This is a genomic window from Shewanella baltica, from assembly GCF_900456975.1.
In the GTDB taxonomy this organism is placed as follows: Bacteria; Pseudomonadota; Gammaproteobacteria; order Enterobacterales; family Shewanellaceae; genus Shewanella; species Shewanella baltica.
The window spans coordinates 4,754,044-4,777,046 of sequence record NZ_UGYM01000002.1 but is presented as its reverse complement, the minus strand read 5'-3'; the positions used below and the strand labels follow the sequence as shown (position 1 = coordinate 4,777,046).

20 protein-coding genes and 1 pseudogene are annotated in these 23,003 nt (G+C 48.2%); 12 read left to right on the top strand and 9 right to left on the bottom strand.

Going from position 1 to position 23,003, the window contains the following annotated elements; translation table 11 throughout:
• Position 1: 1 nt before the first annotated feature.
• Positions 2–2,155, top strand: a complete 2,154-nt coding sequence (locus DYH48_RS21305) for a sensor histidine kinase (protein WP_115335870.1) — start codon at positions 2–4, stop codon at positions 2,153–2,155.
• A 350-nt stretch (positions 2,156–2,505) separates the two neighbouring features.
• Here the strand turns inward: DYH48_RS21305 and DYH48_RS21300 are convergent, their stop codons facing one another.
• A complete protein-coding gene (locus DYH48_RS21300; RefSeq protein WP_115335869.1) occupies positions 2,506–2,964 on the bottom strand; it encodes a GNAT family N-acetyltransferase in 459 nt (152 codons plus the stop codon).
• A gap of 100 nt (positions 2,965–3,064) precedes the next feature.
• Positions 3,065–3,724 carry a 7-cyano-7-deazaguanine/7-aminomethyl-7-deazaguanine transporter gene (locus tag DYH48_RS21295; protein WP_012588938.1) on the bottom strand — a complete coding sequence of 220 codons (660 nt, stop codon included), beginning with the start codon at positions 3,722–3,724 and terminating at the stop codon, positions 3,065–3,067.
• 215 nt (positions 3,725–3,939) lie between these two features.
• Between DYH48_RS21295 and DYH48_RS21290 the strand changes: the two genes are divergently transcribed.
• A complete protein-coding gene (locus DYH48_RS21290) occupies positions 3,940–4,680 on the top strand; it encodes a substrate-binding periplasmic protein (protein ID WP_006079406.1) in 741 nt (246 codons plus the stop codon).
• Between the two features lie 12 nt (positions 4,681–4,692).
• On the opposite strand, the gene DYH48_RS21285 is transcribed toward DYH48_RS21290, so the two are convergent.
• The gene (locus tag DYH48_RS21285) at positions 4,693–6,051 is read right to left on the bottom strand and encodes an isochorismate synthase (RefSeq protein WP_115335868.1); all 1,359 of its coding nucleotides are present in this window, start codon (positions 6,049–6,051) and stop codon (positions 4,693–4,695) included.
• A gap of 424 nt (positions 6,052–6,475) precedes the next feature.
• Between DYH48_RS21285 and DYH48_RS21280 the strand changes: the two genes are divergently transcribed.
• The 8 genes and pseudogenes from DYH48_RS21280 (at position 6,476) to DYH48_RS21245 (ending at position 14,528) form a co-directional block, all read left to right on the top strand.
• Positions 6,476–8,707, top strand: coding sequence for a TonB-dependent receptor plug domain-containing protein (locus DYH48_RS21280; RefSeq protein ID WP_115335867.1), 2,232 nt, complete (start codon positions 6,476–6,478; stop codon positions 8,705–8,707).
• A 1-nt stretch (position 8,708) separates the two neighbouring features.
• Entirely contained in the window at positions 8,709–10,079 is a 1,371-nt protein-coding gene (locus DYH48_RS21275) for an ATP-binding cassette domain-containing protein (RefSeq protein ID WP_115335866.1), read from the top strand.
• Positions 10,069–10,749, top strand: a complete 681-nt coding sequence (locus tag DYH48_RS21270; RefSeq protein WP_006084716.1) for a CbiQ family ECF transporter T component — start codon at positions 10,069–10,071, stop codon at positions 10,747–10,749. The genes DYH48_RS21275 and DYH48_RS21270 overlap by 11 nt, the downstream gene beginning before the upstream one ends.
• On the top strand, positions 10,742–11,284 hold the full coding sequence (locus tag DYH48_RS21265; RefSeq protein ID WP_012588933.1) for a hypothetical protein: 543 nt from the start codon (positions 10,742–10,744) through the stop codon (positions 11,282–11,284). The genes DYH48_RS21270 and DYH48_RS21265 overlap by 8 nt, the downstream gene beginning before the upstream one ends.
• 29 nt (positions 11,285–11,313) lie before the next feature.
• A complete protein-coding gene (locus DYH48_RS21260) occupies positions 11,314–12,051 on the top strand; it encodes a DNA-binding protein (protein WP_012588932.1) in 738 nt (245 codons plus the stop codon).
• A gap of 38 nt (positions 12,052–12,089) precedes the next feature.
• Positions 12,090–12,328, top strand: a pseudogene (locus DYH48_RS21255) (hypothetical protein).
• Between the two features lie 234 nt (positions 12,329–12,562).
• Entirely contained in the window at positions 12,563–13,753 is a 1,191-nt protein-coding gene (locus DYH48_RS21250) for an HD-GYP domain-containing protein (protein WP_115335865.1), read from the top strand.
• Between the two features lie 112 nt (positions 13,754–13,865).
• Positions 13,866–14,528, top strand: a complete 663-nt coding sequence (locus tag DYH48_RS21245) for a paraquat-inducible protein A (RefSeq protein ID WP_115335864.1) — start codon at positions 13,866–13,868, stop codon at positions 14,526–14,528.
• A gap of 47 nt (positions 14,529–14,575) precedes the next feature.
• Here DYH48_RS21245 and DYH48_RS21240 read toward each other — a convergent pair whose 3' ends face one another.
• Genes DYH48_RS21240 through DYH48_RS21225 form a run of 4 tightly spaced genes read right to left on the bottom strand, consistent with a single transcriptional unit; the run spans position 14,576 to position 20,181 of the window.
• On the bottom strand, positions 14,576–14,881 hold the full coding sequence (locus DYH48_RS21240; RefSeq protein WP_006079422.1) for a DUF3240 family protein: 306 nt from the start codon (positions 14,879–14,881) through the stop codon (positions 14,576–14,578).
• Positions 14,878–17,931 carry an efflux RND transporter permease subunit gene (locus tag DYH48_RS21235; RefSeq protein WP_115335863.1) on the bottom strand — a complete coding sequence of 1,018 codons (3,054 nt, stop codon included), beginning with the start codon at positions 17,929–17,931 and terminating at the stop codon, positions 14,878–14,880. Before DYH48_RS21235 ends, DYH48_RS21240 begins: the two co-directional genes overlap by 4 nt.
• Before the next feature lies 1 nt (position 17,932).
• Positions 17,933–18,961: an efflux RND transporter periplasmic adaptor subunit gene (locus DYH48_RS21230; RefSeq protein WP_006079425.1), complete on the bottom strand. Its 1,029-nt coding sequence runs from the start codon at positions 18,959–18,961 to the stop codon at positions 17,933–17,935.
• Positions 18,958–20,181: a metal transporter gene (locus tag DYH48_RS21225; protein ID WP_115335862.1), complete on the bottom strand. Its 1,224-nt coding sequence runs from the start codon at positions 20,179–20,181 to the stop codon at positions 18,958–18,960. The genes DYH48_RS21230 and DYH48_RS21225 overlap by 4 nt, the downstream gene beginning before the upstream one ends.
• 145 nt (positions 20,182–20,326) lie before the next feature.
• Between DYH48_RS21225 and DYH48_RS21220 the strand changes: the two genes are divergently transcribed.
• Positions 20,327–20,872 (top strand): helix-turn-helix transcriptional regulator, encoded by a 546-nt coding sequence (locus DYH48_RS21220; RefSeq protein ID WP_006079428.1) that lies wholly within the window; start codon positions 20,327–20,329, stop codon positions 20,870–20,872.
• A 113-nt stretch (positions 20,873–20,985) separates the two neighbouring features.
• Positions 20,986–21,132 (top strand): hypothetical protein, encoded by a 147-nt coding sequence (locus tag DYH48_RS21215; protein ID WP_086014207.1) that lies wholly within the window; start codon positions 20,986–20,988, stop codon positions 21,130–21,132.
• A gap of 23 nt (positions 21,133–21,155) precedes the next feature.
• On the opposite strand, the gene DYH48_RS21210 is transcribed toward DYH48_RS21215, so the two are convergent.
• Both DYH48_RS21210 and DYH48_RS21205 read right to left on the bottom strand, forming a co-directional pair.
• Entirely contained in the window at positions 21,156–22,106 is a 951-nt protein-coding gene (locus DYH48_RS21210; protein WP_006084708.1) for a YeiH family protein, read from the bottom strand.
• A 288-nt stretch (positions 22,107–22,394) separates the two neighbouring features.
• The gene (locus DYH48_RS21205) at positions 22,395–22,958 is read right to left on the bottom strand and encodes an aldolase/citrate lyase/malate synthase family protein (protein ID WP_115335861.1); all 564 of its coding nucleotides are present in this window, start codon (positions 22,956–22,958) and stop codon (positions 22,395–22,397) included.
• Positions 22,959–23,003 lie beyond the last annotated feature (45 nt).

Sequence of the window (23,003 nt, the reverse complement as noted above, 5' to 3'; positions counted from 1 at the left end):
GGTGTCATTCTTCACTCACTTTTTTGGTGTCAGTTGGCAGCAAATGCAGGCCAAGGTGCGCTATCGCATATTAATCCTGACATTACTGCCTATTCTGCTGACACTGGTGAGTTTAGTGTTTATCACTATTTACTGGAATATCAGTTACACAGGTAAGCAGCTGTTTATGAAGGTTAAAGCTGACTTGTCTGTTGCCGAAAATACCTTGCAGCAAGTGCAAGTTCGCCAAGAAAAGCAACTCGAACGTGTGGTAACGTCTTGGACCTTTCAAAATGATTTTAGGCCACTTTTCAGTGGTAAAGAATTAACTGGTGAAGTCATCCACAGAGCCAGTCTCGACGCATTTCTCCTCGAACAGAAAAAACAACTTAACCTCGATTATCTGCGTCTCGTCACTGTCGCCGAAGCGGCCGCTGACCCTGATTTACGGCAGATCCTCCCAAAGATAAACGGGTTATTACCTTATTCCGGCTTGATGGTGTTGCCGCCCGAACGTTTATCACGCATCGACCCAGAATTAGCGGTCACAGCGAGCATCCCGATAGTCGCGACTTTGCGGGCGCAGAGCCCGACAAAAACCGTTGAAGAACGCGGTTTATTGAGCCGTAGTCTACTGCCCGTGCCTGATATGCAAGGTAAAGTGGCGTGGTATCTGGATGGCGGGATTCTATTCAATCGTGACATTCGGATTGTCGACCACATTCGTGATCTGGTGTACGACAAGGGCACCTTGCCCGAGCGCTCCATCGGCACTGTAACCATCTTCTTAGATAACATCCGTATCTCCACTAACGTGCCGCTGCACTTTTATCCGACGGGCAACGAGACGCAAGGTCGCGCGCTGGGCAGTTTAGTGTCGGAGGAAGTTAAGGAGAAAGTGTTAACCCAAGGCGAGCAATGGGTCGATCGTGCCTTCGTGTTTAACGATTGGTTTATATCCGCTTATGCTCCCTTGGAAGATATTCGTGGCCAGCGTGTTGGCATGATCTATACGGGGTTTTCTGAGTCGCCTTTTATCCATAATTATTTATTAAATATCATAGAGCTGGGCACGATTCTAATGTTGGTGCTGTTGGTGTCGGGCTTGCTGGTTTATCGCGGCGCCTATAGCTTGTTGCAGCCGATTGAGCGTATCCATCACGTGGTGCAAGCAGTACAGTCGGGGCGCAATATTCGTATTGGCGCCTTAGGGTTAGATAGGGATAACGAGTTATCGAACTTGGCCGAGCAGTTCGACAGTATGCTCGATCTGCTGCAGCGCCGAAATGCTCAGATCCAAGCGGCGGCAGAGCAGCTTGAAATGAAGGTTGAAGAACGTACCCGCAGTTTGCAGGACAAAACCTTAGAGTTGCAACGTAACGTGGCGTTACTGAATGAAACGCGTCAACAGCTCGTCACCAACGAAAAGCTCACCGCTCTGGGCGAGTTGACCGCGGGTATTGCCCACGAAATCAATAATCCGACCGCCGTTATCCTCGGCAACATGGAGTTACTGCGCTACGAACTTGGCGATAATGCGGAAGTGGTAAAAGAAGAAATTGATCTCGTTATTCAGCAGGTGGGACGGATCAGTACTATTATCCGCAGTCTGCTGCAGTACAGTCGTCCGGGCGAATTTAACGCCCCGCTAGAAATGCATCCGATTACCCCCATTATTGAAGAAATGTTGGTGTTAGTGCGGCATTCGATTCAGAAACAAGAAGTGGTATTGATCACTGAGTTAAACGCCAGTTTTCCAGTGCAGGTCAATCGACCGCAGTTACTGCAAGTCTTGATTAATCTGGTAGTAAACGCGGCGCATGCGATGGACGGTAAAGGACGTATCTGGGTGCGAACCTATGATTGGGTACAGCAAGATATGCCGATTGGCGTCAAAATCGAAGTGGAAGATGAAGGTTCTGGAATAGCACCAGAGCAGCTAGGGCGGATTTTCGACCCTTTTTACACCACGCGTAAGGATGGCACTGGTTTAGGGCTTTCGCTCAGTTACGGCATTATTAAGCGGATTGGTGGCACGATAGAAGTGAGCTCAACTTTAGGTAAAGGCACATTATTTACCATAGGCTTGTACCATGAGGCGAAGGAAGATCAGCAAAACAATCCCTATGAGGGCTTACATATTGCGGGCAACTACAGCGACATGTCTGCCGATTAGCTTAGCGGTTTAGTTTTGCCGAGTGAGATATGGCTGTTTGTTGTATTCGATTGATAATATGTCATTAAAATATGGCTGTAGTTGTTAGTTCTGCTTTATGTGGATTTGCATCACCGAATTTTAGGCAAAAAAAAGCCGGATGATGAATCCGGCCACAAAGAGTGTGTGTGAGCAATGTCGTGCTTGCAAACTCAGGAGCTCCGTAACAACGTCGATTACCAGTCATCGTTGTTAAAGATGAGTTTTGGAACGCACGTTAACGATAATCATTCTCAATTGTGTTTGCAAGCTATTTATTGAAAAAAGTGCATATCTTTACAAATATCGTTTCGCTCTCATCCATTAACGGTTTAGATCGACTTACGTAGATGCAGTTTATGGTCGACTAAGCTTTTAGGATCGGCGTTGAGCTCGGTAATTAAATATTGATTACTGATCAACAAATTAAGCATCGCAGGGAAACGGTTCATCGTTTTCACCTGAATATGGTTATAGCCTTGACGGCGTGCCCAGGTTTCTTGGTATTCGAGTAGACTCTGCGCTAAGCCTAAACGTCTAAAGTCGGAGGCAACGCCACCTAACCAGCTATAAAAGATGGCATTTTCTTGCTCGTAACCCAGTTTAAATCCCGCCAGTTCACCTTCCACATACGCAACTAAAATCAAACACTTTTTGCCCTGTAAGCGCTGATTTAGCACTTCGCTGGTGAGGGGGCGATCGAGTTCAGGGATTTGTTGACTAAGTTGGATAAGCTGAGTGGTTAACTCGGGAGTCAAACCTGACTCTGCTTTAATTTCGATAGAATACATTGCTTGCTCTCATAAAAAATCAGCCCCAATCGCGCGTTAACAGGAGCAGGGCTGAACTATTAACTGGTCAAATTATAACAGGTCTGGCCAGTTGAGTTAATCAGGAAATTGATTCTTGCGGATTGGTGCGCAAAATCTTGTCTTGTAAGACTTTTAGCAAAACCCCGTAGGCAGGCAGGAAAAGACCTAAGCTCACGATCAGCTTAAAACCGTAATCGACAGTGGCGATTTCGGGCCAATTGGCCGCCATAAAGCTATCGGAAGAGGCGTAAAAGGCGATGCTGAAGAACACTAAGGTATCGACCAAATTACCCACTAAGGTCGATGCTGCAGGCGCGACCCACCAAGAGCGGCTCGTTCGCAGACGGGCAAAAACCTTAATATCCATTAACTGGCCAATCAAATAAGCAGCAAAGCTGGCGAAGGCGATTCGGAACACAAAGGTATTCCACTCTGCAAGTGAGTCAGCGCCTTGGAAGCTACCTTGATGGAACACGACTCCCATCACGTAGGAAATCATCAAAGCGGGAACCATAGCTTTGAGTATGATGCTACGTGCGGCTTGTTGGCCAAAAATACGGACAGTGAGATCTGTGGCTAAGTACACGAATGGAAAGCTAAATGCGCCCCAGGTTGTGTGGTAACCAAATAGCTGAAATGGCAATTGTACTAAGTAGTTGCTGACGCAAATAATCAGTATGTGGAATCCTACTAATAGGAATAAGGCACGGCGAAGCTGCGCTGTGGTTAACATTAACATATGTGGCCTTTTTAGTTGTGTAGGGCGGGGTGAGGGAACCCGCTAATTTTCAATTTATTATGTTTACGACAATATCACCGAACATTACCGATCGCATCGAGGCGAAATCGGGTCGCCATTATAGTGTTCGAGTTTTAAGATGCAAGCCTGCTGTTTAAATGTACGCATAGAATGAAAACTCTTCTACACTTTGTGTACGTCGAAGGAGGATAGCCATGAGACGATTCTTTGCTATTTTTTGCTTACTTTTAGCCGTGTTACCTGTATCCATTTGCGCCGCCCAGCCGATTGTCGTCAATGTAGCGACGGCATCGTGGGATGATTTTGCCAATCGTGATGAAACAGGCTATTACTTCGAGTTACTTCAGCGGGTTTTCCCTGAGCCAGAGTGGCAACTCAAGGTGCAGTTTATGCCCTTTGCCCGCAGCCTTTATCTGGTTGAGCATAATCGTACCGATATCACCCTCAGCGTTTATAAGGGAGATACTAAAAAGGCGCTGTTAACTGAGAATACGGTTGAAGTGGATTCTATCGATGTAGCGGTGACCGCCGAGTTAGCGGCGACTTGGACAGGACTTGAGAGTCTATCCCATAAGAGGGTTCAGGCGATGTTGGCCTATCGATACAATATGTTGACTCCCGTGCCCATGTACTACGAAGAAAGTAGCGATATGCTGACTATGCTCAATAGCTTAAATGCAGGGCGCATAGATGCAGTGCTGGATTATAAATCTAATTTGCTTATGTATGTGCCTAAGCTGAAGGCGCCACAAAATTTTGTGATTATTCAAGGCGTACTCAAGGCTGAAACCTATTTCGCCTTCGCGAATACTGAAAAAGGTCAGATGCTGAAACACCATTTTGACCTTGCACATAAACGTTTAATTGATTCGGGTGAACAGGACAGGCTTTACCTTGAAACGCTTGAAAAACGAAGGGTTGATGGTGAAAAATAGACCTTAGGCTTATTACATTTCGAACAGAATCGACATGATAGTCGCGAGTTTATTTTCAAGCTCTTGCCACTCAGCTTCGGGCTCAGAACCCGCAATAATTCCCGCCCCAGCAAATAGGTTAATCCGACCCGGTTCGATCAACGCACTGCGGATAGCCACCGAAAACTCACTCTCATACTTATTGAAGTAACCGCAGGCACATGCGTACCAGCCACGAGTATAACCTTCACGCTGACGAATAAAGTTCAATGCCGAATGTCGCGGCAAGCCACCCACAGCAGGGGTTGGATGCAGAGCTTGCAACAGTTGAAAATCATTTACGCCCGGCTTTAATTCGGCTCGAATCGCGCGGTGCAAATGCTGAATATGATTCAGTTTAAAGATGGTCGCTAATTCATCGGCGCCGACATAATTGCTCAGCGGCGTGAGCATATTCACTATGTGGCTACGAACGAGTTGGTTCTCTACGCTATTCTTGTTGTCTTCTAACAAGGCATTCGCCAGCGCAATGTCTTCTTCTTGGCTCAGACCGCGTACCGTTGTGCCTGCTAGCGCCTCAGTGAATAGTTCCTGCTGACGGCGGCGGAATAAACGTTCCGGTGAACAAGAGATAAAAGTGCGTTCTGGGCTGAATTGAAAGCCAAATTGGAAGCTGTTGGGATTACGTCCCTGCCAGCACGCCAGTACCATCCAAGGATCGATAGATTCGTTCACTTCAAGCTGAGTTAAGCGGGATAACACTACTTTTGGGGTGTCTTGATTGAACTTTGGCTCGACCACTTGCTCCACTAAGGTCTTCCAGCGTTCAAAATCAGGCTTGTCACTACGGCCAAGAGGAACGATTTTCTTCGGCGGCGAGAGTGGTTTCGCGGGCATCACAGCTTCGATAGCGGCGATGGCTTTGTCGATTTCGCTATGGTGATCATTCTCGGCAAAATTAAGATTCACCAACAGGCTAAACTTGCTTCCGCTGCGTCTAAATTCAATGCGCGGCAGGATAAAGCGACTATTACCGAACTCTGGCCAAGATTCTATGGTGCGATCGAAGGCAACGCCGCCGTAGTAGCGAATATTTTGATTCGTCGATAAGGCTCGCTGCTCTTGGTAGGCCATGGCCAGTTGTTGATCGTTAATGCCGGTTTCAAATCTGAAGTCTTTACATGCCCCAATCGCCGCTACTTCTTCGATTCTGTCGCGCCCATGCCAGTAGATGCGCGGAAATTGCGTCTGCGATGCCAACCATGAAATTAAAGGCATAGCGACAGTATTAAGCGACAACTGCACTATCGGCTCCGTCGGCGGAACTTGCTTTAATTGAATGAGTTTGTCGATGAGAGACTTAAGGTCTTCAGACAGGGCATGAACGGGCAAATAGAACTCCAAAGTAAAGATAAGGGATGAAGGCGAAAGCTGAAGGTCACTCTGTCAGCGTCAATGAATTCGACTCAGGTTAATGTACTCTTTTTCAAGTCATTACCTTTAGTTGATTCAGCCTGTAAATAAGAATCTTTCGCTCAAATTAAAGGCCAAGGTCTAGAGTGTCAAGATGTAAGCCCCCAGCGTGTGACTTTCGCCATAGTCTCATTTTACGCTGCTAAAAAATGTGACTTGAGTGGGTCTTTTTGTCGGATAAGTCACCCTTGGTGGACATTTTGTCTCTTGGTTACGCCATGCGCTTTCCCTTTGTTTCAATTTGTCGATCTGGGTTGGTTTTTAAACGTTTTCCGGTTGAGACAGAATAATCGCGGTTCACAATAGCGGGCACATCTTAAATTTTCGACGTGACAACAATAATATGATTACCACGAATACCCTCTTTAGAGTGTCATCTTTAGCCTTAGCTATTGGTCTTAGTTTTACTGTTCAAGCCGATGAAATCGCCCGTGATCCGCGACTCAATATCAATGAAGTGATCGTCGTGCATGGTGACGGCGGAGAAGCCAGTGAAATGGCGACGACCCATTGGAGCATCAGTGAGGAAGAGATCCGCGCAACCGGAGCGCAAACCCTAGACCAAGTCTTAAAGAATGTGCCGGGTGTGTACATTCGTGTTGGTGGCGACGGTACGCCAAGGGTTGATATTCGTGGTTTTAAAACTCGCCATGTGACCTTATTGGTCAATGGTGTGCCCATGAGCAGTGCCGATGATGGTCAGTTCGACCCGAGTATTATTCCCACAAGCCAAATTGCCTCGGTAGAAGTCTCTGTCGGCCCCACATCTGTGCTTTATGGCCCAAGTGGTGCGGGCGGCGTGATCAACATTATTACCAAGCAGGGCAGCACGGCACCAGCTCTGGCTGGGCGCCTCGAAGCGGGTAAAGACAATACATTTAATGGTGATATCAGCGCCGCAGGTTCGGGTGAGGATTGGCAAGGCTTGGTCAGTATCAGTCGCCAGCAAACTGACGGCTTCCCTATGTCGAATGACTTTGAACCGACGCAATACCAAGACGGCGAATTGCGCGCGAATTCAGATAAAGAAGTCACTAACGTTTATGCCCAAGGCAGTTACTGGTTATCTGATAAAACTCAATTGATTGCCAACATGGCACTGCGTAGCGGCGAATGGGGAAAGCCCGCCCGTGACGGCACTGGTAGCGGCAAGCTCAAATTTGAACGCACTGATGATTATGACGCGCATACTTTCCAACTGGGATTAGCACATCAGTTTGATGACACTTTCACCCTGCGTGGCTTTGGCTATCACAATCAAAGCGATACCTTAGAAGCCTCCTATGCCGATGAAGCCTATCAGGCGGTGACGCTGTCGCAAGATGGACGTTCGGTTGTGCAAGGTGTCAATCTGCAGTTAATCACAGACTTGCATACTGCGGGTTTATTGACGACTTCGGTCATTGCCGAGAAACAGAGCTGGAAGTCTGTCGTCGATACTTATACGGCTAATACCGGCAGCAATAATGGCGGTGGAACAGGTTCAGGCGGTGGAACAGGCACAGGTGGTGGAACAGGTTCAGGTGGTGGAACAGGCACAGGCGGTGGAACAGGTACAGGTGGTGGAAATGGCACCGGCGGTGGAAATGGCACCGGCGGTGGAAATGGCACAGGCGGTGGAACAGGTACAGGTGGTGGAACAGGCACAGGTGGTGGAACAGGCACAGGTGGTGGAACAGGCACAGGTGGTGGAACAGGTACAGGTGGTGGAACTGGCACCGGCGGCGCCGAGAACTTAAATGATTCTGCCTGGTTATATACGGCCGCGGCTGAGTATCAGTACCAATCTGAGCTGCAGTACGGCTTCACATTAGGTGGCGCTTATCATTCACTCGACACCACAGATAGTACCGATGGCAACTATTCGGCCATGGCCTCCAGTTATTGGCAGGCGGCGCAAGATTCCCGCTTAAGCTTAAGTGTGGCACGTAAAGTGCGTTTCCCGTCTATGGTGAACTTTTATTCGCAGCTATCTGGTAATCGTGATTTAGAAGCCGAAGAGTCTAAGCATGTGGAGCTGGGTTTAGAGCAGAATCTGCCGGCGAGTACCGATTTCTCCCTTTATGGCTATTACACTGATGCGAAAAATTACATCGCCAAGGATGTCGATGGTTTCTACCAAAATATGGGGCGTTATAAGTTCAAAGGGGTAGATTTCCAAATCAATAACCATACGATTGAGCACTTAGATCTGAGCTTCTCTTATAGTTTTCTCGATTCAGAAGAGATAGACGGCGACGATACCTTAGATGCCTTGCAATATCGTCCACGTCACCAGTTACGTTGGCAGATGAGTTACGAGTTTCCCCTCGAGACTCAAGTTCACCTCAACGTGGAGCGTATTTTAGACCAAGTCTATGCGACGCAGGTGAAGGTTGGCGGTCAGACCCAATATCAACAGCAGTCGTTAGATAACTACACCTTAGTGGACGTAAATCTGGTACAGCCATTAATTCGTGACAAGTTAGATGTTTACCTACGTGCGACTAACTTGCTGGATGAAAACTACTACCAGAGTGAAGCTCTGCCACAGGCGGGACGACAGATCTTCATCGGTGTGAACTGGCAGATCTAAGATGAAACTCCTAGCGCTCGAAGGCGTTAGCTTCAACTATGGTAGCCAGTTACCGACTGTATTGCAGGAGGTTAACTTGGCGATTGGCACCGGCCAATGCCATTGCGTGAGCGGTCCTACGGGCTCTGGGAAATCGAGTCTGCTAAACCTACTGGCGGGCGTATTAAATCGCCCGCATGAAGGCGACATCTGGCGTTACCCACAACTGGTTACGGGTCTGGTGATGCAAGACCCGCAAACTCAGCTACTTCGGCAAACCGTTGGCGCCGAAGTGGCTTTCGCCTTAGAAAATCTCGGTATTCCCGCCGAGAAAATGCTACCTAAAGTGCAATTGGCGCTACGGCGTGTGGGTTTGTATCTGCGCCTCGATACCCAAGTCAGCACGCTTTCCCTCGGTCAAAAATATCGTTTAATGATTGCCGCCCAACTGGTGTGCGAGCCGCATTTACTGCTGCTCGATGAGCCTTGGGCACAACTCGATGATCACGGTGTAAGTGAGCTGCTGGTCGTGCTTCACAATCTTATCCAAGATGGCATGGCGCTGGTGTTGGTTGAGCATAACGCCTCGGCCTTCGCTGAGATTATTCAGCATTACTGGCAGTTAGAGGCGGGCAAGCTATCCGAAGGCATCTATACCGTGAACGATGCGCCGCAAATTGAGGCGCCTGCGTGGCGAAATCAGCCTAAGTTTGAGCATTTAGGCAAAGTCTTGGTCAGCGCCGAAGCCTTTGATTTTGGGTTCGATGCTTGTCCTACATTATTTGCGTGTCCGCAGGGATTTCAACTGCAGGCGGGTGAGATAGTGACCTTAGTGGGAGATAACGGCTCAGGTAAAACTAGTTTGTTGAAAACCATAGCTGGCGTACTCAGTTCAAGGCAGCGTCTTCCGCTTAAAGTGCTCGGGCGAAGACCTAAGCTAGGGATTTATGGCGCTGAGCTGGGTCTGCTGATGCAAAGGCCGAGTCGACAATTATTCGAGACCAGCGTGCTGGCCGAAATGCAGTTTAGCCTTAGGCGTTTTGAACTCCCCAAAGAACGCGCGGCGCAGATGTTGGATGAATTGGATTTATTTAGCTTAGCTCAGCTGTCGCCCCACAAATTATCCTACGGCCAACAGCACTTGATTGCCTTAGCGTCACTCGCCTGTTTACGCCCTAAAGTATTGCTTTTGGACGATCCATTGGCGGGGATGGATAAGCATTATTACGGCAAAGTGTGGTACTTGCTGAAGCGGTTAAGCTCGCAAGGTTGCGCTATTTTGCTCAGCAGCCACAGAAGCATTGAACACAGCGCTGTATCACGGCAATTGAGTTTGCGTAATGGTCTATTGGTGGAGGAATTGATTGAAACAGGAGAGCGTTATGTGGGCTAGTTGTCGGCGCCTACGCGCGCTGCGGCATTGGAGTTATGAGCGGCGGGAAACGGCACTTTGTGCGTTGTCGCTGCTATTGGTGTGCGTGCTTTCAGCTTGTGCTTTTGTATTGCCCGCTGCTTTACTCTTGCCATTAGCTGGGCTTAATGGACTGCTTGTTATCCACGGTTTGCTGCGGCGCGGCAGTATTTGGGGCGTGCTAAAGCTAGGTTTAGTGCAATTGAGCATCACTTTGAGTCTGTATTTAATCCTCTATGGCGTTGAACATTTAGCCCAAGGCGCCGTGGTGGTTGCGCGTATTATTTTGGCGACCATTCCCGGGTGGTGGCTGTGTCTTACGGCAGCTCCCGAGCGAATTGGTGAAGTGTTAAGTGCGTTTTTACCGACCAAGTGGGCCTTTGTGGTCGCGGCGTCCTTAAGTTTATTGCCCTATATGGCAGATGAGATCCGCGAGATATATCAGATCCAGTGTCTGCGCGGGGCTCGCATTACACCTAAGGCGCTGCGTAACCCTAAAAATTGGTCCGAGTTGGTGTATTGCGTGTTGTTTCCCGTCTTAATCCAATTACTTAAATTATCTCGCCAGATGGCCGTTGCAGCGCAGAGCCGTCACTTTGGTTTAGCGCAACGGCCAACACATTGGCATTCACCGAGAGACAAAAATGACTAAAAAAATCCCGCTGAGTCTACAAGACTCTCTATTTGTCGGCTTTTGCGCCACCTTGCTGGTGGCATTAACGGGCATGTTAAGGCTGAAACTGGGCTTGTCTGGTCACAGCATGTTCCTGATGAGCTTCTTTTATCTGATCTGTTACGGCGTGTTAGGTCGTTTCGGCAGCATGACGGCATGCGGTGCTATCGCGGGCATAGTGGCTATGGCTTTAGGCGTAGGTAAAGGCGGGCCTATGATTTTACTGAAGTTTGCCTTGCCTGCCATAGCAATGGATCTCGTCGCCTTACTCTTGCCACTCAGTATGAACTTGCATTGGCGCTGCGTGATCTTAGGCATTGCAGGCTGTATCGCTTGGGCGGGCAAAGTGGCACTCACCAATGTGCTCGCGGGCATGGCGCTGGATGTCGTGTTGATTCAGTGGGGTTTGAGTGTATTAAAAGGCGGTTTTTTTGCCACTCTGGGCGCCTTGCTTGTACCGCCTGTGCTGACGCGATTAAAAGCCCATGACCTGTTACACCGTGACAAATTTTAAAAACCTTTTTAAAGCTTTAGGAAATGCAGATGAAAAATTGGCTGATTTGTATCGACGATACCGATGATATAGGCACTAAGGGCACGGGCGAAATTGCCGAGGAAATCGCCCATCTGCTCGCGAATATGTCGGGCGGCCATGCTTCGTTTGTGACGCGGCATCAATTGTTTGTGCACCCCGATATTCCTTATACCTCACATAACAGTGCCATGTGTTTTGCGCTGCGCTCGCCACTGACGCAGGCCGAGATCCACCAACATGCCGTTGCGCATTTGGTCGCGGAATCGGCTCCTGCGGCAGACCCTGGCATCGCCATACTCGATGTAGACTCTCGCTATGATGCCGCATCTTTAATGGATTTTGGCCGCAGAGCCAAGGTTGAAGTGATCACGAAAGCGGCGGCCTATGATTTGGCTGAACAACTTAATATTCTGCTGACCGAACATGGCGGCACAGGCCAAGGTGTGATTGGTGCGTTAGCGGGATTAGGGCTACGTTTGATGGGCAGCGACGGCCGGGTAAAAGGCCAGATTAAACTTGGCCAATTTGAGGATGCTTCACTCGAACTCAGCGTTGCCGATATCCTCGAACAAACCGGACTTGATGCTGTGATGAGTACGGACAAGTATCGACTTGCGCTTGATGAGCGAGTGCAGCTTAAGGGCAAAGTGAAAGCCATATACCTTGATCACCAGTTTGTATTGCTCGTTCATCAAGAGGCAGAGCAATGGCGCAATGCGGGCAAGCAAGCCCTGCAAGCCTATTAGAGCAAGTTTAGTGAAAGAGTTTAAAAAGAGAGTGCTAAATGGATCTCAACTTGGTCGAACATGCATTTGAATTAAAGGATGACCGCTGGATTTTTAAGGCGGGATTGGCTCAATATCCACAGGCGAGGCAAGCGGCCAAGTTGTGCACGCGTTTATCCCAGATGATGAAGACGAGCAGATCGACGATGAGCCCCGCTCCTGCTACAACTGCCAATATCGCCGCTGGATGGTCGCCGGTTTTGAATGCCTAGCCCTTAGGCATTTATTGAAAAAGTGAGAGTGTGAAAGGGTCTTGCTTGAGCCTTAGGCCCTTATTCCATCGCATCCTGTTTAGGGCATTTTGTTTACCAAGAAAGTCTATGGTGATTTTCTAATGCGCGGCTTAGAATGCCCCTCACGCCTGTTCTATAATAATCAAGAATAACAACAGAACATTTGAGCGTAGGTCGCTTTTATGTCGTATGGTTAAGTTGATATTTTATTCGGGCACATCATCCTTGGGGTTGTAGATATGAGTGAGTCGGCAGAATCAGTTGAGCTTATCAAATTACCTGTGTCGCAATTGACATTAGGTATGTTTGTCAGTGCCATAGACAAAAATGATAAAGGTCAACTTGCTATTGCAAATGCTGGACAAATTAAGCACAAGGATGCGATTTTAAAACTGGCCAAAAGCGGTATTAAATTTGTTTGGGTAGACGCCGAGCGTTCGGCAGAACATTGCGGTTTAAAGAAAAAAGCTACCAACGATAGTCAAACCGACAATCGAAAAGCGTCAGTGAGTCGTGATAAGCAACAAGCTCAAGCTAAGGTCATGCTGACCGAAGCGAAAGATCTTATTCGTAAAGTGTTATCAGAAACCTTCGAAGGCAAAGCCATCGAAGTAGCGCCCTTCGAAGCGTTAGCCGATACCATGATCGAGTCTGTCATGTTAGATGCTGATGCGCTTAAATGTATGTCTGCGCTCCGTTCAAAAGATGCCTATCTACTCGAACATTCAGTGAATGTCGCCTTTCTGCTGGTAACCTTTGGCAAATACCTACAGCTCGATCGCGATATGCTGCGGCAAATGGCGGTCGGTGGGATTTTGCACGACATTGGCAAGATTAAAGTCGATAATAAAGTGCTGCACAAGCCGGGTAAACTGACACCAGAAGAGTTCGAACATATGAAGCTGCATCAAGTGTATGCGCTTGAAATTATGAACGAAACTACTGGTCTGTCGCAGATCAGTAAAGATATCTGCTTAATGCACCACGAAAAGTTAGATGGCCGTGGTTATCCAAGGGGCTTGAAGGGTGATGAAATCCCTCGCCACGGTCGTATGAGTTGTATCGTCGATATCTTCGATGCGTTAACTGCAACGCGCTGTTACAAAGAGGCAATGAGTCCTGCCGCAGCTTTTAAAATTTTACTGAGTCTGACGCCATTTCACTTAGATCAAGGATTGGTCTATGAGTTTATTCGTTGTATTGGTGTTTACCCTGTGGGTTCCTTAGTTGAATTATCGGACGGCCGAATTGGTATTGTCTGGGCCTCGAAGGACAGAGATGCACTGCATCCGATCGTAAAGTGCTTTTATTCTTTAAAAGTAAAACGTTACACAGATGTCGCTATGGTGGATTTATTAAAATCTGAGTTGTATATCGAGCGCGGCGTGTCACCGAGTTCATTGGATATCGATCCAACGCCTTTCTATTAATCCTCAAATCTTGTCTCTAATGCCGGTCATCTAAGTCGATGGCTGGTGTGAACGATTGCAGAGCCTGCGCTAAAAACCGTAAACTGAATGTCTTCTCCAGTCTGGCAATGGGATGAACAGTGCTATGAAATCATTATTTCCTATTTTTATCATTCTCTTATCTTTGGCTTTATTAATCCCTGGGGTGACTCAACCTATTTTGAGCATTAGCGGCACTATCGATAAGGCCAAGCTGACCGAGCAGGGCATAGAGCAAGTTGCTCAACGTTTCGATGAAGACTCGGGGCGCGACAGCGCTCGCGGTATGCTGAGTATGGTCAGTGGTTTGCTTGGGCTCAATAGCCTTAAGGGCGAAGTCGAAGTGTTGCAGAAAACCCGTAGTATTTGGGGGACGGTGACCGAACTTTATCACTCTGGGAACGGGCTCGTCGCAGGATTAGTGATGTTATTCAGCGTGGTGGTGCCTGCCTTGAAGTTGAGTTTAATGCTGGCACAGCAATGTGTGAGTTCGATTGGTCTGAAACTGAGGATTAATGCCGTCGTCAATGCACTCGCTAAGTGGTCGATGGCCGATGTGTTTGTGGTGGCGCTGATCATCACCTTTATGGCGGGGAACGCCTCAGGCGCTATGGGGGAAATGCTAAAAACACAGGCGCAATTTGAAAACGGTTTTTACTTTTTTACCGCTTACTGCATTTTATCGATTTTGAGTGGTTTTTTAGTGCGGCGTCCAACGCCAATTTTGTGGCTATTTTATAAGGCATCCCGACCTTAGCGATAAGGCCGGATGCCGAGATTTAACGCGGTTAATGGCGCAGTGAGTTAGGACAAGGTGCCATTTTGATAAATGGGCATAATCCAATAGCGGCAGGGATTATGTTTGCAGACCAAAGCCAGTGCAGCGAGCAGCGCCGCTTGTTGCGCAGCGGGGTGCATGATTTCGAATTTACAAAACTCCCGATAACCTTCCACTTGTTCCTTGATATTAAAATGGCTGTGTTCACGGCTAAAACCACAAATATTCCCTAGGCTAAAGCCCGACAGAAACTCCAGCTCTATCAAGGTATCGACTATGTCGTCCTTAATATCATTTTGGGCGATCAGTACTAACAGTTGTTCTGTGCTCATTTACGTTTCTCCAGCCAAAAATACAGAATTGGCAGTAAATACAGTGTGGTAATGGTTGAAGTGAGCAGACCGCCAATCACCACAATCGCTAAAGGTTTTTGAATTTCAGCCCCAGGGCCCGAGGCAAACACTAGTGGCATAAGACCAAACATCGCCGTTGTCGCCGTCATCAAAATGGGACGTAAACGCCGCGCCGCACCTTGTTCCACCCGTTCGCGCAGGTTGCTGAACATGTGCTTGGTTTGTTCGTAATAGCTGACCATCACTACGCCATTGAGCACAGCGACGCCGAGCAGGGCGATAAAGCCAACCGAGGCGGGCACTGATAAATATTCCCCCGACAAATACAGGCTAACTATGCCGCCCATCATAGCGAAGGGAACGTTGGCGAGAATTAAGCCCGCTTTGGCAAGCGAGCCAAATGTGGTGAATAAAATCAGGGTGATCAGTGCGATAGCAATGGGGATCACTAGTAGTAAATTGCTGGTGGCCCGCTGTTGGTTTTCAAACTCGCCACCAAAACTCACGCTATAACCGCTCGGAAGTTTGATTTCCTGCGCGATTTTAGCGTTGAGCTCTTCTACAAAACTCACGATATCGCGACCTTGCACGTTGGTGGTTATCACTGAAAAGCGATTCCCTTGCTCACGCTCGATAAGGATGGGGCCTTGCTTATAGCTTAAGGTGGCGACATCACTCAGGCGTTTTAAGGAGTGATCTGGCATCACCAGTAACTGATTTTTAAGCTCATTAATGCTACTTAAGTGGCTCTGATTGTTAGCAATCAGCACGGGGGTGCGCTTTTTACCTTGTAGCACTTCGGTCACTATTACGCCTTCGAGCTGGCTTTTCAGGTAGCGGGCAAACTCCATGGTGCTCATGCCAAAGCCTCGGGCGAGCTCGTTATCTAAGGTGAGGTTGATAAAAGGACTGCCTTCGATCATCGCCATTTTCACATCGACGCTGCCGCTGGTGGCATTAACCAGCTGTTGGATTTGGCTCGTGAGCTGACCTAAGGTGTCGATATCGTTACCAAAGACCTTGATCGCCACGTCGCCAATGCTGCCGGTGAGCATTTCGGATACGCGCATTTGTATCGGTTGAGTGAAGTTAAAATTAACGCCGGGATAGTCCAATAACACAGTGCGGATCGCATCGATAAGCGCTTCTTTATTTGCAAAGCGCCATTCGCTGCGGGGTAAAAGTTCTAAGAACACATCGGTTTCATTGAGTCCCATGGGATCTAAGCCGATTTCATCCGCGCCAGTACGCGCCACCATCTGTTTGATTTCAGGTACTTTAGCCAGCAAAGTTTGCTGAATTTGCTTGTCGATGGCAATCGAAGCCTCGAGCGAAATCGACGGCGATTTCTCCAACTGCAGAATAATGTCGCCCTCATCTAAGGTCGGCATAAAGGTTTTTCCCACTAACCCGAACAGCCCTAGGCTGATGATAAGCAAGCTAAAGGCGATCACTATAAAGCGTTTTTGATGGCTAAACGTGCCCTTGAGACTGCCCAGATAAAGCTGTTTAAGCTTTTCAATCGCCTTAGGTTCCTTGGCGGCTTTTTCGTTGACGAGATAAGAAGCGATAACCGGAATAACAGTTAACGACAACACCAGCGCCGACAGCATGGCAAACACGATAGTGACCGCAACTGGGGTAAAGAGTTTACCTTCGAGCCCGCTCAAGGTCAGCAAGGGCGAGAACACTATCATGACGATCACTGTGCCCGACACCACGGGAATGGCAACGTCCTTGGTCGCGCGAAAAATCAAATGCAGCCGGGGTAATCTCTGCTTTGTGGCGATGAGATTCACCATGTTTTCGACTACGACCACAGATGAATCCACTAACATGCCGATGGCGATAACCAGCCCGCCTAGGCTCATTAAGTTCGCAGAAAGATTGAAGTAATCCATCATCAAAAACGTCATCAGCGCGGCGAGTGGCAGCGAGAGTGACACGACTAATGCGGCGCGCACGTTGCCTAAAAATAGCGCCAGCAAGATGATCACCAACACTACGGCTTCGAACAAGGCATTGGAGATGGTCTCAATCGCGGTATTGATCAGATTCGCGCGGTCATAAAAGGTGTTTATCTGGCTCCCTTCTGGCAAGGTTAGGCTGATTTGATTGAGCTTTTCCTTAATATTCTTGACTACTTGTGCGGTATTGGCGTCTTTCAGGGCGATGATTAACGCTTCGGCGGTTTCGTTGCCGTCTTTCGTGACTGCGCCATAGCGGGCTAAGTGGCCAATTTGAATATCGGCCAAATCCTGCAGTCGATACACTCTGGCATCATCGGCCTTGATCACTAATTGTTTGAGTTCGTCGATATCATCGATGCGGCCTTCGGCGCGCACTATGATGGTGTCTGTGCCAATGGTGAGCTTACCTGCACCTTCGTTGTGATTATTCTCAACGATCGCCTGTTGCAGTGCCGCAAAGCTCACGCCTGCAGCTGCCATGGCCGCAGGTTTAGGGGTCACACTAAAGCTTTTAGCATAACCACCGAGGATATTCACATCGGCGACACCCGCAACGGTGCGTAACAGTGGGCGGATTTCCCATTCGAGCAACTGCCGTCTTTCCATTAGCGAAAGATTGGGATTTTCGAGTGAAAACATAAAGATTTCGCTGAGCGGCGTACTCATTGGCGCTACGCCGCCCGTCACACCTTCAGGAAAACTGTCCCACACGGCGGCGATGCGCTCGCTCACCTGTTGGCGCGCCCAATAGATATCTGTGCCTTCGTCAAAATCGAGGGTGATATCGCTGATGGCGTATTTAGTTGTCGAGCGCAGAATCGATTGATGGGGAATACCTAACAGTTCGGTTTCAATCGGCACGGTAATTTGCGCTTCAATTTCCTCCGGCGTCATGCCGGGCGCCTTGAGGATGATCTTCACTTGGGTGGGCGAAATATCGGGAAAGGCATCCAAGGGAATGGAAAACCAGGCTCGCGCTCCCGCTAACATAATAATCAGCGCCACAATCAGCACAAATAGGCGCTGCGTGAGCGAAAAGCGGATGACTGAGGTCAACATCTTATTCGCCTCCTAGGCCAAGCATTATGCCTTTGACTGCGGCAACCGACTGGGATAACACTTGGATTTGGCTCAGATCTTGATCGCTTTCAACGATATATTGCTCAGGGGTTGAACCAAGAATATCGATCGTAATCGAGGTGAGCGTGTCGGCGGTTTTAGTGAAGACTTGGCTATCTTGCTCCCAACTAAAAACACTATTTTTAGGCAATAAATACACCGCCTTTTGATACTCGGGTATCACAGTGATCTGTTGTCCTAACAGTAAGTTACACTCCTGCGGCACGGGTGATGACCAAGCGGTCACGAAGGCACCTTCGGCGATGGCCGACATGGACTCAATGGCGATATGGCACTGATTGATGTTCACCGCCGAGAGCGAATGTGACTGGCTCATAGGTACGCTGACTTTGACGCGAATGCTGTCGCTAGGCACCAGTGAAAATAGCTGTGAACCCGCCATGTAAGGTCCATTTACTTGGTTGAGTTTAACGATTCCCGCCACTGGCGTGCCCACCACTAGCGAGTCTGTGGTGGCATCTGTGCTTTTGACTATCTCCATAAAATGCTGCATGTGCTCGTATTCGAGGTGAGTGCTGAAGTAGTCTTGGCTGATCTCGCGCCACTTTTCGGCGCTGATACTGCCATTGTTTAATAAGGGTTTATTGCGCTCATAACGGCTCTTTGCCAGTTGATATAAGCTACCTGCGGCTTCGACTTGGGCAAGGTAGTGGAACACTTCTGGCCCTGTGAGTTTGACTATCGCTTGGCCCTTAGTAACGAGCTGGCCTTGGCCGACGAGGAAGCTGATCTGTTGGATATTCTCCGGCGTGCTGATCCAGTAATCATTACCGGGGAGGATTTCAACCTGCGCGGGCAATGGGCTGCCCTCATAGCTGGCGACTTTCTGTGGTTGCACATAACTCAGGTCTAAATTACCGAGGGAACTAATTGTTAGGGATTCAGCCTGCGCTAACGTGGCTACACTGGCGGATAAACAGAAAAGGCATGCGCCGTACTTGGCCATCATAATGAAATTCCTAAGGCTTGCAGTTGTTGGGAGTGCAGTTGTTGCTGGGCGACTTGGTTCAGTGCCAAGCGGGATTCGGTATCGAGCGCATCCATATAGCGGCGCAGCCAGACTTCATAGCTAACTTGATTTTGGTCTTTGACCTTGGCCAGCTCTTCAGTAATGGTGCGGCTAAGGTGTAAGGCTTGGGTTAGCAATGTCTGTTGGTCGAGTAAGTTTTGTTGCTGTTGCTCTAGCTTTTTAAGCTGAGTTTTTAGCTCGATATAAGTACGGTCGAGGTTGAGCGTGTGCTCGGTATTGGCTTGTTGCCATTGGGATAATTCGGTTTGCGATAGGGCAGAACCTAAAGTCAGTGGCACAGAAACTGCGATGCCAAGCTGTTGATCATCAACTTGGTTATCGGCGGTATTTTTGGCCGTGAGTGACACTGTCCAAGGGTCTTTATCTCCCGCTTGCTGACTCTGGATGATCAGTAGCTGTTGCTGCTTCTGCAGGCTCAATAATTGCCATAATGGATGCTGCGCGAGAATGTCATTGGGTTGGCTGCTGGCTGACAGTGGCCGCGCAGTTTCGGCTATGTCCTGCGGTATTTGATCTTGTCCTGTCAGCTGTTGATAGAGGGCAAGCGCCTCAGCCTGTTGCTGATTAAGATCGACCCGTTCCAGTGCAATATCCACCAGTTCGCGTTCTAACAAGAGTAGGTGGGCAATCGGCAGTTCGCCCGCATCTGTGAGTTGCTTCTGCTGACTATGGAGCTTGTCGAGTAATTGGCTCTTGCGATCTAGTTGGGCCAGTTTCACTGCTGCAAGACGATGTTCCCACAGGCTTTGTCGCAATAATCCCGATAAATACAGACCTTGCAGCGCGACTTGTTGCGCCTGAATGCCTTGGGTGAGTTGTTTAATCTGCTTATCGCTGCTGTGCAAAGCAGGGGATTTTATTGGCAAATTGAGTGAGAGTTCCTGCTCGTAGCTGTTACCATCATCTAGGCTACCTAAGTGACTCAGGCTAATGCTCGGCAGGCCATTGAGCCAAGATGAGCTACTTAAGCTTATTTGCGATTGCGGTAACTGGCCGCCCGATTTAGATAGAGAATGTAATCTAGCTTGGCTGGTGGAGAGTGCTTGAGATAGCTCGGAATTCGCGGCGTGGCACAGGAAACTGCTGCTGACTAAGGTCGCCAACAGACATAACTTGATACAAGACGTACTGACAGACATAGGACGATTCTATGGTAATAAAGTGTGCTGTCAGTGTAGGGATTGGTGGGCGAAAGTCGTGGGGGACATGTATCATAAAACCGTCTATGGTACATATGTCCCATAAATTAATTGGTTGATTTTGCTTTTATTTAGGAGTTTTTCGATGAAGGATCTTGTCATTATTGGTCTGTTGGCCTTGATCATATGCTTTAAGCTTTTTGACATCTCATCCGACATTCAATTGGGCATTCCCCAATGGCATATTGCCCAGGAAGCCATGTTATTAGTGCTCACTGTGATTGGTGCCATGTACTTAAGTTATGACCTTATTCGTCGCTCCCGCGAAGTGAAAGCGTTGGCTAAACGGTTGGAGCATGCGGATAAAAAAATCGACAATATGTCGACGCAAATGCGCTCTGCCAGACAAGAATACAGCCAAGCTGTATCGCAGCAATTCGAGACTTGGGGCTTTACTAAGAGTGAGCAGCAAGTGGCATTTTTATTACTTAAAGGCTTAAGTTTTAAAGAAATTGCCGAAGTTCGCCAGACTAAAGAAAAAACCGTCAGACAACAGGCATCGACCATTTATGGCAAAGCGGCTGTGGATGGACGCCACACTTTCTGTGCTTGGTTTATGGAAGACTTTATTCAAGAACATAATCAAGATCTTGCTGCGAATGAAGCGGCATCAAGTTCTAAGGCGGCTTAATCTGCGCTGGATTGGCTTAGCTGTTATAGCTATTTGTTATTGAAAATCGATATTTGCTGAGTTTTTAGTTCTAAACAATAATGAGCATCCCCTAAGTTTGCAGGAAGATGCAATTGAAAAACTGGCTGATTATCGTGTTTTGCCTGATTGCCTTGGTCGCTTCAACGCAAACCACAGGACTCGTGCGTTCACTTATCGAATTCTCCGCCTTTGTAGGCGTCCTCTGCTGGGCTTGGCGAATGAAGCCGACGGCAGAGTAGACTGGCTTTCCGCAAAATCTTAGCTATTGAAAATAAAGAATATACACTAAAGACGTGATACCAATCGCTGCCCACAGCATGACCCCAAGCAACAAAGGTTTGGGGCCACTCGCCCGCATTTTCTGCACTGTAATTCCTGCACCAATCAAAAACAAACACAGGACTAATGCCCGTTTCGACATCATAAACAAGGTGTCATAAACAGCGTTAAACTGCGGCAGCCAATGCGCCACAGCAATGGCTAAACAATAAAAACCGATAAAATACGGTAGGTTAAGTTTGCGCTTATCGCCACCAAACAGCATAGCGCTGACCAGTGCGATCGGGATAATCCACAGGGCACGTGCGAGTTTTATGGTTGTTGCGGTTTTTAAGGCTTCATCGCCATAGGCTGAAGCCGCGCCGACAACCGATGAAGTATCGTGGATGGCGATGGCACTCCACACACCAAAATCGTATTGGCTCATATTGAGTAAGTGACCGAGTGCGGGGAACAAAAACAGCGCGACTGAGTTCAGCACAAACACACAGGCTAAAGCCGTGGCGGTTTGATCGTTACGCGCATTGATGGCCGGAGCCACTGCGGCAATGGCGCTGCCACCACAAATAGCAGTACCAGAGGCAATCAAATGACCAGTGACATGATCAAATTTCAGGGCGCGGGTGAGCACAAATCCTAAGCTGAGGGTGAAAAAGATTGAGCCAACTATCAAGCCGAAGTTGTGGGTGCTCGCCTCTATCGCTGCGTTTAAGTTAATCCCAAATCCTAAGCCAATAATCGAATAAGACAGGAGTTTTTTGGTGAGAGCGGCAATATTCCATTGCACAGGTACCCAGCCAAGGCTGGCTAAGGTAAAACCTAACACTAGCGCCATGGGCGACGAGATAAAAGGCGCGAGGCATAACAAGCCCGCACAGATGAAAACGATGCGATGAGTCTTATTATCTTGCTGTGATGTCGATGAAGAATTCATAACGCCTTAGGCTCGAGCGATTCAGTTTTATCGTTCCAACCATAGATCTTCACATTAAGTGACGGATACAAAATGGCGATCAATGGGGATTGATCATGGAGACAGATGCAAGGGGGCATTATAGCTGTGAGTATTAGCCTCAATAAAATCAATTAAACTTATCTAGTTAATCAGTTTTATTGACTCTTAGAAGGTTTGGCAAAGCAGGAGGGTAAATCGAAGAAGATGAACTGAGCTCAGTTCATCTTCTTCGCTGGATTATAAATGGCGAGGTTACAGAGCGTGAAATTATAAATTTACGATACTTTTCAAGTTGTAATCGCTTCCATCCTTTGCGGTAAACAACTTATCTTGGGTGTCGTTAGCGCTGGACATACCCGCATGTAACAGGCTGAGCCAATGGCGCGATGCGGCTGAACGTGACTCTTGTGTTCCGACGACCATGTTTAATGACGTTTCGATTCGGATATCTTCCAGATTGGCAACGTCTCTCGCCCCTATCATGCCATTGCGGTCGAAACTGAGTTCAACGTGGCAACCTAGGTCCTGCAACACTATGGCGCAGGGCGCATCTTTAGTGCCATTAAAGGCCACGAACTGTTTTGGCTGACGTAAACCGCTGTGGCTGCCGTCGGCAAAAAAAGCCAACAGGTGTTGATAGTAAACCACATAGCTGCTCACATCTTGGTGTGAACCAGAGTTGAGTGGAAAGAGGCGGTCGAGGAATTGTTTCGCATTGGCGATCTTCTCGTGCTCAGCGACATTCACTTGGGCCACGGCTAGCACTTCTTCTGCGATGAGGCTGTTTAGATTCGGTTGGATCTGGTTGCTCTTGATAATTGACATATTCATCGCTCGTTCCTCTCACTCTTTCAATTTAAAAATTCAGGGTTTTGA

Coding starts and splice junctions, on each gene's coding strand:
- DYH48_RS21270 (WP_006084716.1), top strand. CDS start 10,069: ATGTGGGCTAGTTGTCGGCGCCTACGCGCGCTGCGGCATTGGAGTTAT.
- DYH48_RS21240 (WP_006079422.1), bottom strand. CDS start 14,881: ATGAGCACAGAACAACTGTTAGTACTGATCGCCCAAAATGATATTAAG.
- DYH48_RS21220 (WP_006079428.1), top strand. CDS start 20,327: ATGAAGGATCTTGTCATTATTGGTCTGTTGGCCTTGATCATATGCTTT.
- DYH48_RS21205 (WP_115335861.1), bottom strand. CDS start 22,958: ATGAATATGTCAATTATCAAGAGCAACCAGATCCAACCGAATCTAAAC.
- DYH48_RS21250 (WP_115335865.1), top strand. CDS start 12,563: ATGAGTGAGTCGGCAGAATCAGTTGAGCTTATCAAATTACCTGTGTCG.
- DYH48_RS21295 (WP_012588938.1), bottom strand. CDS start 3,724: ATGTTAATGTTAACCACAGCGCAGCTTCGCCGTGCCTTATTCCTATTA.
- DYH48_RS21260 (WP_012588932.1), top strand. CDS start 11,314: ATGAAAAATTGGCTGATTTGTATCGACGATACCGATGATATAGGCACT.
- DYH48_RS21230 (WP_006079425.1), bottom strand. CDS start 18,961: ATGATGGCCAAGTACGGCGCATGCCTTTTCTGTTTATCCGCCAGTGTA.
- DYH48_RS21265 (WP_012588933.1), top strand. CDS start 10,742: ATGACTAAAAAAATCCCGCTGAGTCTACAAGACTCTCTATTTGTCGGC.
- DYH48_RS21225 (WP_115335862.1), bottom strand. CDS start 20,181: ATGTCTGTCAGTACGTCTTGTATCAAGTTATGTCTGTTGGCGACCTTA.
- DYH48_RS21280 (WP_115335867.1), top strand. CDS start 6,476: ATGATTACCACGAATACCCTCTTTAGAGTGTCATCTTTAGCCTTAGCT.
- DYH48_RS21210 (WP_006084708.1), bottom strand. CDS start 22,106: ATGAATTCTTCATCGACATCACAGCAAGATAATAAGACTCATCGCATC.
- DYH48_RS21290 (WP_006079406.1), top strand. CDS start 3,940: ATGAGACGATTCTTTGCTATTTTTTGCTTACTTTTAGCCGTGTTACCT.
- DYH48_RS21275 (WP_115335866.1), top strand. CDS start 8,709: ATGAAACTCCTAGCGCTCGAAGGCGTTAGCTTCAACTATGGTAGCCAG.
- DYH48_RS21245 (WP_115335864.1), top strand. CDS start 13,866: ATGAACAGTGCTATGAAATCATTATTTCCTATTTTTATCATTCTCTTA.
- DYH48_RS21300 (WP_115335869.1), bottom strand. CDS start 2,964: ATGTATTCTATCGAAATTAAAGCAGAGTCAGGTTTGACTCCCGAGTTA.
- DYH48_RS21235 (WP_115335863.1), bottom strand. CDS start 17,931: ATGTTGACCTCAGTCATCCGCTTTTCGCTCACGCAGCGCCTATTTGTG.